We start from the raw sequence: 12,066 nt of genomic DNA on the forward strand, positions 1-12,066 counted from the left end.
ATACGCTTTCTTTGTGGTTCCATGCGGGTGGTACCGCTCCTGTCATGCCGAAAGAGCCTGGCGCGCAGCGGTACGTCAGGGACTTCTTCGCTTGCAACCAAGGAAGAGGACATTGCCCGCTTACTCAGTTCTCAGCGCCACCGTGGGGCTGACACTCGCGGCGCGACGTGCCGGGATCAATGCAGAAAGCAGGGCCACGGAGGCAATCATCGCTACCACGATGCACAGGATTGCAGGGTCTGCCGCAGACACACCGAACAATTGCGAGCGAACAAGCTCGCTGAGCCCGTACGCTGTGGGCAGCGCGACCACAATGCCGATCGCCGCAAGCGTGAGCACATCTTTCAGGATGAGTGATGAGACCGCGAGTCGCGTGCTTCCGAGCGCCATGCGGATACCGATCTCCCGGGTCCGCTGCGCCGTTGAGTAAGCCAGCACACCATACAGCCCTACCCCGGCCAGCAGTGTCGCCAGAATGCCGAAGGAGACAGCGAGCAACGTAATCATGCGCTCGTTCTGCAGGTCTGCATCAATCTGCTGATCCATGGTGATCAGGTCACCGACTGCAAGTGAGGGATCCACGCGGTGCATGGCCGCTCGGATGTCGCCGAAGGCTTGTGTTGGTTCCAGCGCCGTGCGCAGCACAACGTAGATCTGTGTCGAGTCCGGCGATTGCTTCAGCGGGCGATACATGGTGGCAGGAATGGCATCGCGGATGCTTCGGTTCCGGTAGTCGCGAAACACGCCAACGACTTCGATGTTGGTCTTGTCATTGATCCCGATGCCGTAGCTGATATGGCGACCGAGGCATGCAGCATTGTTGCCGTTGCAGTAGTGCCTGACGAACACCTCATTCACCAACGCCACATCCGGGTGACCGAGCGTATCGGCATCGGTGAACAATCGACCCATTAGAAGGGGGATCTGCATGGTGGCGAGATAATCGGGTGTGGTCGCGCTGTTCTGCACCTGGAAGCTGTCATCGGGCGAAGACTGATAGCCACTCACGGTTATGCCATAAAAACTTCCATTGATCTGCAATGCTGCATCGTCGGATGCAGCAACCGACTGGATGCCAGGAAGCACCGCCAAGGCATCAAGTACCCGCTGGTGAATAGCAGGTGTGCTGGCGGCGGAATAGCCAGCCAGACGGGGGTCGATGCTGAAAGTGACAAGGTGCGTGGCGTTAAAGCCAAGGTTCACAGCGCGAAGCTGCTGCATGGTGCGGATAAAAAGTCCAGCCCCCACCAGAAGCACGACGGACAGGCCGATCTGCAGGCAGACAACAACGCGGCGCAACAACAAAAGAGTGCCCCCGCCAGTGCCACTTGACTCACGCAGCGTGGAGGTAAGGTCAAGGCGGCGTAGCTGGATAGCAGGCAGGAGTGAAAACAACAGGCTCACCGCGACCGCGACGGTAAAGTTGAAAAACAGGAGTCGATGATCGATCGAGGCTGAAAAAGGTGTCTTTCCGGTGCTATCTGCAAGATGGCTGATGAGCACGCGAATCGCAAAAGGCGCGATGAGAACGCCAACGATCCCGCCAAAGACACCAATCAGCACGCCTTCCAGCAGCAACTGCGACAGCACCTGGACGCTGCTTGCCCCAAGCGCCGTGCGCAGGGCGAACTCACGCAGGCGTCCCGCAGAGCGCACCATCAACAGGCTGGCGACATTTACCGAAGCGATGAGGAGAACCAGCGCTGCCATCGCCATCACGGCGAGAAACGGCTTCTGCAGCGTAGTCCTGTTGAAGTTGAAGCCGCGCGCACCAGGCAGCACCGACATGCTCGAGTTCATGAAGTTTTTAGTGAACGTCGCGGATTTGGATCTGCCGAGCAGACTCAGGTCGTTGGCGCGTAGCGCGTGCCACAAAGGTGCGATCTGTGCCTGTGCACTCTCAGCAGTGACACCTGGCTGGAGACGACCCAGGATGCTCAGCCATTTGTACTGGTGATCGTTATAGCGATCGCCGGCCCTTGGCATCACCTGTTGCAGCATCGACATCGGCACGAACACTGCGGTCGCTTGTCCCCAGATAGCGCTGGTGAAATGCGGTGCAGCCACGCCGACGATCTGGAAAGGATGACCGCTGATGGACACCGTGGAGTTTACGACGGAAGGATCAGCGCCCAGTTTCTCGCGCCAGAAATCGTAGGAGAGAACAGCAACGGAATTGGTGCCAGGCTGCCCGTCATCCGACGGTTGCAGCAGGCGGCCTGCCGCAGGCACAAGGCCGAGTGTCTGAAAGTAATTGCCGCTGACAATTTCGGTGGAGGCGAACTGCGACGTGTCGCCACGAGAAAAAGCGGTCGTGTCACTGACGGTCGCGAGCAGATGCGAGAAGACATGCGCACCATCACGAAGTCCAAGGTACTGAGGATAAGAGAAAACGTCATTTCTGTCCCCGCCGCCACTCATGCTGATCGAGCCATTCCAGGCAGAGCCTGAATCGCGCAACACCACGAGACTTTCAGGGTCCTCGACCGGCAACGCGCGCAGCAAAGCCTGGTCGAGCAGCGAGAAGATGGCGGTGTTGGCCCCGATGCCAAGCGCCAGTGTAAGCACTGCGGTGATCGCGAACGCGGGCGAACGACGCAGCTGGCGGAGAGCGAACTTCAAATTGTTCCAGGCATTCTGCATAGGTTCGCCTTTCAGCCGAGCAGTGTGGAGCTGGTGACGACGGTGGAGGGATTGTGCAGCGGGTCAGTCTGCAGACGCGCGAGCTCGCCTTCAGCAACGACCTTGCCGTCGAACAGGTGTACCTGGCGTTTTGCGTGACCGGCAAAGCGGTTATCGTGAGTAACCATGCAAACGGTGGAACCCTCGGCATGCAGCTCGGCGAGCAGTTGCATCACGGCCTCACCATTCTTTGAATCGAGATTGCCCGTGGGCTCGTCGGCCAGCAGGATTGAAGGCGACCCCGATAGGGCGCGGGCCACGGCGACACGCTGCTGTTGTCCTCCGGAAAGCTGCGCAGGATAATGACGCATCCGGTGCGCCATGCCAACCCGCTCGAGCGCCTGCTCGACGCGCCCCTTGCGCTCGCTTGAGGCCATACCTGGGCGGTAGGTCAGCGGCAGCTCGACGTTCTCCGCCACCGTAAGATCGCCGATGAGATTGAAGCTTTGAAAGATGAAGCCGATCTCCTGGTTGCGGATGCGGCCTCGCTCGGCGAAGCTCAGGTTGACGACGGGCTTGCCATTGAGCGTGTACGTTCCGCCAGAGGGCACGTCCAGGAGACCCAGGATGGACAGCAGCGTGGACTTGCCGCAGCCCGAAGGGCCGGACATCGCGATGTATTCTCCTCGATCAATCGTGAGGTGAATGCCGGAGAGCGCATGTGTCTCGATCTCGTCGGTGTAGAAAATCTTTGTCAACGAGTCGATCTGGATGAGAGGCGCGGACATGTGGAGCTCCTTGAAGAAGTGGATTGCTTGATTACTGCTGTAGCCTGACCCTGTCTGCGGCATCCCAGCGCGACATGTCCGAGAGAATGACGACGTCGCCGATGTTGAGCCCGGAGAGAACTTCCATGGAGTTCACAGAGGCACGGCCAACGCGCACAGAGACGCGCGTGGCAGTCTTGCCATCCGGATCGACACGGAACAACGAGAGCATCGAGTTCTCGTTTCCGACCGCGGGTCGGCCTATGTACAGCGTGTTCTCCAGGTGATCCAGATCGATGGTTCCATCGACGGAGAGATCCGGGCGGGCACCCTGCGGCAGCGCACCCGCAAGTTCTACATCGACGGTGACGGTGCCTGCGATCACTGCAGGGTCGATACGCCGTACCTTGCCGTCGATCAATCCATTGTGCGTGTCAATGCTCGATGCCTGGCCAATCTGAATATCGCGGGCCTGCGTTTCCGGAATTTTGAGTTGTGCCTTCAACTGGTCGGGCTGCACGACCTTGGCGAGCGTGGCGCCGATGCTGACGTGCTCGCCGACCTGGTGGGGCAGGTCAACCAGCACGCCCGCGATGCCAGCGCGCACGCTGAGTGCCGAGGCCTGCTTCTCTTTCAGCGACAGAATCGCCCGCGCCTGGTCGACTTTTGCCTGTTGCACCGCCATCTCGGTGGAGATGGTCGCGGCGTTTAACGTGAGCCGCTGCTTCTCCAAGTCGTCACGCTGCGCGAGTTCGTCGGCCTTGCCCCTGGAAGCGGAGTAGCTGAGGCCCGAGATCACGCCGAGATCGTACAGGCTCTTGTCTGTCTGCGACTGCAACGCGGCCTGCTTCTGATCGGCCGATACAGTCGCCGCGCCCGCCCGCTGGGTCATGAGCTCGCTTTGCAGATGAGCGCGTGTGTTCTGCAGGTCGGCCAGCGCCGCTTTCAACTGCAGTTGCGCATCGAGCAACTGCTGCTGAACCTCGGGATCCACAAGGTCCATCACGACCGTGTCCGGCGTGACTGGAGCACCCGGCAAGACACGGATGCGCAACACGGTTGCCTCCGTTTCAGCGGGGATCAGCCGGATGCGATCTTCGCGCGGCACCAGGGTGCCGGGACCGCGCACCTGGCGGAGCAGTTCGCCTCGCTTGACCGCTTCCGTGAACACGGGGCTGTCAACGGTCGGGATCGCCGGCTTGAGGCGGTGTATATAGGCCGCACCCACCAGGATGATTGCCAGCGCAAGGGTTGCGTAGATCCAAAAGCGGCGACGCTTCTGTCGTTTCAGGTCGGGGCGCGAAATATCCATACATGACTCGACAATGCATTTGCACGGCCAAAGTCAAAACCCTGCGATGTGGGCCAAACGCCTGCAATTAAGCACAACAAGGTTTGGCGGCGCGTCATCCGGGTGTCCAGCATCGACCGCTCTTGTTCGGAAATGAACACCGGGGAAGCTCTTCAGGACGGGCCGAGCAGACGCACAGGCCAGGTGCCGGCCGGTGCAAGGATTCTCCACGGATGGCCCTCAGAACCCTTGCCGCGGACGCAGCCAGAGACCACGCACTCGCGAAGAACAGGCAAAATACGCGCGGGCACTCTATGCGCAAAAGGGGATGCCCCCTTCGCGACAGCAGAGCCCGCGCGGCTGTAGGTTGCTGCGCTAGATCCAGACCTTGGAGTCCACCTCAGTCTTGCGTCCATAGCGCCGGTTATCGGCAGGCGCCGTGTTGCCGGCTCCAGTGCTGGCTGTCAGGATCGCCGGCGCCGCGGGTGCGGCCACGGTGGGCGCCTTGCTGGGGGCTTTGGCGCCAGTGCTGGTGGTTGCGCCGGGCGCGTAGTTCACGTCATCCTCCCCAGGATACTCATGCGGCGAGCCGACGCGGTTCATGCGGGCGTAGTTCGGCACCGCCAGCATCGGCGAGCCATCCTTCCATGTGCCGGTCAGCACCATCATGCCGCCCAGCATCTCCGGCTTCCACTCGGCACGGATCGGTCCGTCACTGAGCGACTGCTCGATGTTGTGCTGGTCGGCGGTCTCCACGTTGTAGACGAGCGGACCGTACTTCAGCGCGACCGTACCAAGGTCTGCCTTGATACGGTCGTCGGCAACCACCCGCTGCGGCTCCATCGGCAGGTCAAGTTCGATCCGGTCGCCTGCTTGCCACTCCCGCGTGACCACGGCATAGCCCTTCTCGATCCTCGGCGTCATGCGCGTTCCATTCACCGAGAAACTCTGCACTCCATGAATCAACGGCGTCTCGGTATACAGCTTGCTCGTGTTGCGGTTGGGGATGCGCACATACACGGAGAACGTTCGCTTCTCCGCCGGGTTCACCGTGATTGCTACCGCGCCCTTCCACGGGTAGTCGGTCTTCTGCACCATCTCCACGTGCGTGCCGGCAACCTTGCCTACCTGGATGCGGCTGCCCACGAACATGTTCACGTACACACCGGTCTTGCTCTTCACGTATGTCCAGGTTGGCATCATCAGCAGGGTGCGCGGGATGTTGCCCACACAGCACGGGCAGGTGTGCCACGAGGCACGCTCCGTGTTCAGCAGCGGATTGGTGTAGCAGAAGCTCGTGCCTTCAAGCGACACACCGCCCAGCAGAGCGTTGTACATGGTCTGCTCGTACAGGTCCGCGTACTTCGCATCGTGATACGCAAGGTTGAGCTTGTACTGGAAGAACACGAGTCCGCAGCTCGAACACGATTCGCAGTACGCGTTGTTGCGCAGCGAGTAGTTCGGACCGAAGCCTTCCGACGTTTCGCCGCTGCCGATACCGCCGGTCAGGTAGTACTTCTTGTTGACCATGTTGTCCCAAAGCGAGAGCACCGCGCTCTGGTACCCGGGGTCCTGTGTCTCGGCTGCGATGTCTGCCATACCGGAGTAGAAGTAGGTGGCACGTACCGCGTGGCCGACCGCTTCGTACTGCTGCTCCGGCGGAAGGTGGCTCTGGTCGTACTCCGAGCCGCCCCGTCGCGAATCGAGCAGGAACTTTGCCAGCACGATGTACGCGTCCCCACGATGGTTCCCTTCCTGGTCGTTGACGAAGCGGCCAAAGCGCACCAGCGCCTGTTCCATCTCCTGGTGCCCATCAAACCAGGCCTTCTTGCCCGCGCCAAGGTTGGCCACCCAGCAGTCCGCCAGCTTCTTCGCCGCGTTGTAGAGCCGCAGGTCCTGCCCATCGGTCAGCGTGTAATGGTTGATCGCCGACTCGATAAAGTACCCCGACACGTAGCCTTCATGGTTGCCGCGATGGTCAGGCGACCAGCGCTCCGGCCACACACTGCGATCCGCCAGGATATAGGCGGTCTGCAGGTAGCCATCTTCCATCTGCGCGGCCAGGATGATCGGGATCCACCGATCGAGGGTGCCGCGCATTTGCTGCTGCGCCTGCAGGATCTCCGGGTCGCCTTGCGCATCGACCATCAGCGCGATGCACATCGACTCCACCGTCTGGTGCACCCACGCGTTCGAGAACACGTAACCCTTGTGCGCCGCATGCGGTTCGCCGCGGTTGGCCTTGGCTGCTTCGACGAAGTTGTCGATGCCGCCATCGCCTTTATTAGCCGCAATATCGGTCCGCTCGCAGTAGCGGATGCAGTGCGGAATCCACTCCACGATCAATGTTTTCGCGCGGCTGCTCCATAGCGGGCTGTCCACCGAATATTTCGTCGTGTACACCACGTCCAGCCGGTCCTTCGGGGGCGCTGCTTCCACATGCACCTTGAGCATGGACGCACTCTGCTCAGCGCGGCCGGCGCCGGTGAGCTTGAGTTCGTACTCGCCCGGCACCGAAAATCGTGCGGTAGTGACAGGGGCTGTGTCCTGCGCGAACAACACCTGGCCCGGGCCGGAGGCCTTGCTCCAACGCGCCGTGTTCTGTGGCCGATCCTGCAGCCATACTGTTTTGCCGGCCAGAAAAGTCTGTCCGCCCAGGATCACCGAACGATCGATCCCGGCATTCACAATCGGCGCAAGCGAAGGCGCTGGACCCGCGTTGTACACCACCCACTCCAACACCCCTGCGGCATGCGCGCCATTCGGCGTAATCTCCAGCCGCAGCTTGTCCGTCGTGACCGCGTCGAAGCTTGTCGCGTTGAACGTGTCTCCCGCGATGCCGAGCCCGCGCGAGTTCGCGACCGGGGTGAAGTCCGTGCCGTTCCAGTACAGGATGCGGTAGGAAGCTGGGGTCGCGATCCTGACACCTTCACTGCCCGGAAACCCATGGGGGCGCGGCGCATCCACACCCCAGTACACCTCCACCTTGTCAATCGCGACCGGCTTGCTCCAGGCGTACTGCACCCAGGGCATCGTCTCGCCGGCCTCCTCACGATCCTGCCGCACCGCATAACAGCCGCTCTTGCGATCGAAGGAGTTGGCGGGGACCACCCCGTCATTCAGTGAGCTGATCTTGTTTTCGCTGGTGGTCACAAAGCTCGACGGCACGGCCACCCTGGCCAGGTTCAACGCCGTATCCCCAGCTACCTGCGCGAGCGCCTTGCGCCCACCTGCCCCGGCAACGCCGGCCACCACGGCACCACCCGCCAGTGTCGCCAAGAATTCGCGTCGATTTACGGGGTGCTCGCTCTTGCACGCTGCCTGCTCTGCTGTAAACGCTTTCTCACTTGGTCGCTTTGCCATGTCCGGATCCTTTTCACATGAAGGCAGGGTCACAATTCCCGGTCCCTCTCGGTGTGATCGAAATCTTACCAGCCCGGGCGGTCCCTTTGCCTAAAGGGGCCGCGTTGTTCTAGAGCAGGTCTGAACTTTCGGGAACCGTGCCCTGCTCGCGCTGGCGCAGACGGTATAGGTGCGCATAAAGTGCCCGGGCCACTGTTGCATTCTGCTGCTGTGTTCTGGCTTTGGCCTGCCGCGAAGCCGGGTGCGCCACGTTCGCCAAGGGAGGAGCCGATGGCATGTCGACCGTAGGCTCCTGAGGATTACCTAGAAGCGGGTCGAGAGTCGAAGGCCCACGCTGCGCGCCGGGCCGATGGCATTGCCTGAGAACAATCCTCCAAAATCGATCACGTTCAACCGGTTGTTCAGGTTCTCGCCGTCGACCTGCAGGGTGACCTCGCGGCTTTCATTCTGGTACAGCGCGGCAATCACGGACGCATTCGCTGAAAGATTGGGACGCACGCGCCCACGGTCGAAGTTCACCCGGTCCACGACCTCGGCCCCGTACTGAGCAAGGGCTTCCTGCGCCGTACCCGTGTATTCAAATGGCAGGCCGGAGCCGTACAGCAGTCCGCCAGCGATGGCTACGCGGGGCACCACCTGGTAGCGAGCGCGCAAGCGCAAGGTGTTCCGCTGATCCTGGGAGTCTGGAAAATGCCCGTTAAGCTGCGAGGTTGCAGCGGCGACATCATCGCCCAGGAACAAGCCCCCGGTGACCGGCAACCAGCTGTTGCCGACCATGTAGGAGTAGCTGACGAACCCGGACATGCCGTGCGCATCCACCAGCGACAGCTTGCCTTCCGCGCCATAGATCACGGCCTTGTCGAAGGAGATCGGGTAGCTTACCCCCGTATTCAATAACTGGTCGTCATCGGCGTAGTTGCGCACGTCGCGACGGTACACATTCGCGTCCAGCCGCACGGTCTGGCAAAAGCCCTTGGTCAGGCCACCCTCGAAGTAGTTGCCGCTGGAGGGTTGAACCGGCAGCCGCAGCACCTCCGGGCTGAGTGACGTGATCGCGGAGGAACTCGAGAGCAGGATGTTTTCCGACGATGGCGTCTGAAAAACACGGTCGTACGATGCATGCAGGACCATGTTCCATGCAGGAATGAAGCGACCGATCGACAGCCGCGGGCTGAAAGCCTGCTTGTTGAGCAATAGCTGGTAGTGATCCCACCGAAGACCCGCGCTGACCGTCCAGTTCCCCAGCCGGATGAGGTCTTCCACAAAGACGGCTTGCTCCAGATCCGGGCGCGACGCTGCAAATGCGAAGGTTTCCGGCGTGTCATCGTCGAATTGTGTGGGGTCCGTGATCAGGTCGCTGAAACGCTCATGCAGAAAGGTCGTATCTGCCTCAAAGCCCGCTTTCCATTCCTGGTTGGCGCGGTGCACCGAAAGCGACCCTTTGAGGTAGCCCTCGCGAAACGCGTTCCGCTGCGCCGCGATGATCGGGGTCGACGCCGCCTTGGAGTTCAGCCCGTCGCCGTGGTCGCGCACCATCCCCACCAGCGCTGCCACCGCATTTGCGGAAAACACATGCTGGTAGCTGGCCGACCCGGTGGTCTCCTCGTTGTCGCCGTACTGTCGCTGCCCTGCCTCCTGCTGCAGCAGTTCATTGGGAATCTGGAAACGGGAAAACTCGTGGCGCAGGCTCACGGCGAACCGGTCCTCGGTAGCCACCTCCCGCTCGTAACGCCCTGAGAAGTCCCCCACGGTTCCCTGGTTCGTATAGTTCTGCGGGACCACGGGATTGAGGTAGTGACTGGTCATGCTGCCGGACGAGGTCGTGGTCAGCGTGTTGCGCCCCCAGACAGCCTGCAGACGCCCGAATGCAGCCCCCGTGTCATAGCTCCCACCCGACAACACAACACTGCCATGCAGTCCGGGTTTGGTATCGCGGGTGGTATTCACCTCGATCACGCCGCCCATCTTTCGTCCATACTCCGCCGGGAAGCCGGCCGTGTAGATACGCAATGAGTCAGCGTCATCCGCCTCGATCTCCGGGCCGAAGCTCGGCGACCGGTTGTCGGTAAGCGGCAGTCCATCCACCACGAACTGCGTCTGGTACTCCGACCCGCGCGGGTGCAGCACGGCGTTGCCCTCGTACAGCCAGCCCGGCTCGATATTGACAAGGTCTTGCACAGAACGCCCGGGCAAGGCGGTGAGCCGCGTGGCAATCGCCTGCGCTCCTACCTCAGCAACGGAAGAGGCCCGGTGCGGGTCGACCAATGTTGTGTCCTGTACGGTCACGTTTGCCGTGAGTTGCAGGGTGTCGATTCGGATCGTGAGTTCCTGCGGACTGGCCGTGCGCACTTCAACGGACTGCGGCAACGCGTAACCCTGCACCTGCTTTACCTGGACAAGGTACGTCCCGAACGGCAGGTCATGCGCCTCCACCAGCCCCTTGCTGTCCGTTTTCAGCTCCAGGTCGACCTGGCTGGCCAGGCTGCGCACCTCCACAGTGCCGCTCATGGCGGCGCCGTGGGCATCCACGATCGTCATGCGCAGTTCACCCCGGGTCGCCTGCGCCATAACCGGGACCGCCATGCAGACGAGAAGAGCCGGGATGTATCGGTACATCAAACGGGAGCCTCGTGAAACAGGTGAATGGGTCTTTCGGGGTGCGCAGCAGTCGCCACAAGTAAGTGCCGACGCATCGTTCGCGCCAGAACGTCACCAGTTATCATTGCGGAGGTAACTTCCTGCAGGTCACACTCTTTCCTCTATGTGCTATTACTATTCTCACGCTAAGTATGTTACTGGCGGGTCAGTTTTTTCGGATATTTGGCGAGAAAAGGGGTGGAGAGTATTGGTACAAACTTTACTTTAGTCGGCCAGGATTTGTGTATTACACTTGGCCACCATATGAACGCCCTCCCCCGAAGGCGCCTCAGCGCTGCATGTTCAGCAGCGTAAGACGCGCCGCGATAGTTTGGTACGCGACCTTTCTTTGCCTGCCGGTCGCCCTGCTCGCAGTAACGCCTACAGCGGCGCCTCTGCCGCGCTACACGGTCGGAGATCGTGGGCAATCCCTGGTACGAACGCTGGTCAATACGCCTGGCCTCAATGCGCAGGGAGTTCTTGCCATCTGGAAGGCTGCGCCGACCGGCGTGATCAAGGGCCTCGTGATCACACCCGAACTCACCCAAACTATTGTCGGCACCGACGAGTTCCCGTTTGTCTACCCGGCAGACATCAACGGGGACTCCACGGTTGTTGGCCTGCTGCAGCGCCCACAAGACCTGCGCTTCACCCGCGCATTCAAGTGGTCGCACAATGGGTTGGAAGTACTTCCCAATCTTCAAGGCCCCTACGCCTCGGCTGCTGCGATCAACGCGGCAGGCACAGTGGTCGGGAGCGCCCAGACCAGCACCAGTGCAAGGCACGCCGTGCTGTGGCAGGGCGCGGCGCCGCGCGATCTTGGCTTGCTTGCTCGAGGGGATTACAGCAGCGCCCGCGACATCAATGACCAGGGCCAGGTCGTCGGCGAGGCCAACGTCATCCCGAACGGCAAGCCCCGCGCATTTTTATGGAGCGGGCACACCATGCAGCAGCTTCCGCTACTTCCCGGAGGCACGTTCTGCAGTGGACAGGCGATCAACAATGCCGGCGAAACGGTGGGCTCCTGTGACCTTCCCGAAGGCTCCGCTCACGCGGTGCTATGGAAGAACGGCACGATCAAGGACCTGGGCACGCTTGGCGACGAAGATGCACCCAGCACGGCTCTTGATATCAACCGTGAAGGGCAGATCGTGGGCTCCTCCGAGGTCGTTGATGGCAAACTGCGCGCTGTGCTCTGGCAGTCCGGTCGGCTGATCGACCTGAACACTCTGATCGATCGACATTCCGGCTGGCTTCTCCTAGTGGCCTCTCGCATTAACGACCGCGGGGAGATCGCCGGTCGCGGCATGTATCACGGTGCCATCCATGCTTTCGTTCTCGAACCTTCTGCGACCCTAACTCGCTGATCCACTGCTGTACTGATTC

General features: G+C 61.2%; 6 protein-coding genes. 1 reads left to right on the forward strand and 5 read right to left on the reverse strand.

The window, feature by feature from the left end; all coding sequences use genetic code 11:
- Positions 1–120: 120 nt before the first annotated feature.
- From D1Y84_RS17180 to D1Y84_RS17200, 5 genes are all read right to left on the reverse strand, one after another.
- The gene (locus D1Y84_RS17180; RefSeq protein ID WP_124849771.1) at positions 121–2,643 is read right to left on the reverse strand and encodes an ABC transporter permease; all 2,523 of its coding nucleotides are present in this window, start codon (positions 2,641–2,643) and stop codon (positions 121–123) included.
- 11 nt (positions 2,644–2,654) lie between these two features.
- Positions 2,655–3,410 carry an ABC transporter ATP-binding protein gene (locus D1Y84_RS17185; protein ID WP_124849772.1) on the reverse strand — a complete coding sequence of 252 codons (756 nt, stop codon included), beginning with the start codon at positions 3,408–3,410 and terminating at the stop codon, positions 2,655–2,657.
- Positions 3,411–3,441: 31 nt separating this feature from the next.
- Positions 3,442–4,701 (reverse strand): efflux RND transporter periplasmic adaptor subunit, encoded by a 1,260-nt coding sequence (locus D1Y84_RS17190; protein ID WP_124849773.1) that lies wholly within the window; start codon positions 4,699–4,701, stop codon positions 3,442–3,444.
- Positions 4,702–5,055: 354 nt separating this feature from the next.
- Positions 5,056–8,043, reverse strand: coding sequence for a glycoside hydrolase family 127 protein (locus tag D1Y84_RS17195; protein WP_124849774.1), 2,988 nt, complete (start codon positions 8,041–8,043; stop codon positions 5,056–5,058).
- Between the two features lie 303 nt (positions 8,044–8,346).
- A complete protein-coding gene (locus tag D1Y84_RS17200) occupies positions 8,347–10,611 on the reverse strand; it encodes a TonB-dependent receptor (RefSeq protein ID WP_233581516.1) in 2,265 nt (754 codons plus the stop codon).
- Between the two features lie 368 nt (positions 10,612–10,979).
- Here D1Y84_RS17200 and D1Y84_RS17205 point away from each other — a divergent pair, with 368 nt between their 5' ends.
- Positions 10,980–12,047: a hypothetical protein gene (locus tag D1Y84_RS17205; protein ID WP_158615553.1), complete on the forward strand. Its 1,068-nt coding sequence runs from the start codon at positions 10,980–10,982 to the stop codon at positions 12,045–12,047.
- Positions 12,048–12,066 lie beyond the last annotated feature (19 nt).

It is taken from the genome of Acidipila sp. EB88 (assembly GCF_003858395.1).
Lineage (GTDB): Bacteria > Acidobacteriota > Terriglobia > Terriglobales > Acidobacteriaceae > EB88.

Coding starts and splice junctions, on each gene's coding strand:
- D1Y84_RS17195 (WP_124849774.1), bottom strand. CDS start 8,043: ATGGCAAAGCGACCAAGTGAGAAAGCGTTTACAGCAGAGCAGGCAGCG.
- D1Y84_RS17200 (WP_233581516.1), bottom strand. CDS start 10,611: ATGGCGCAGGCGACCCGGGGTGAACTGCGCATGACGATCGTGGATGCC.
- D1Y84_RS17180 (WP_124849771.1), bottom strand. CDS start 2,643: ATGCAGAATGCCTGGAACAATTTGAAGTTCGCTCTCCGCCAGCTGCGT.
- D1Y84_RS17190 (WP_124849773.1), bottom strand. CDS start 4,701: ATGGATATTTCGCGCCCCGACCTGAAACGACAGAAGCGTCGCCGCTTT.
- D1Y84_RS17185 (WP_124849772.1), bottom strand. CDS start 3,410: ATGTCCGCGCCTCTCATCCAGATCGACTCGTTGACAAAGATTTTCTAC.
- D1Y84_RS17205 (WP_158615553.1), top strand. CDS start 10,980: ATGTTCAGCAGCGTAAGACGCGCCGCGATAGTTTGGTACGCGACCTTT.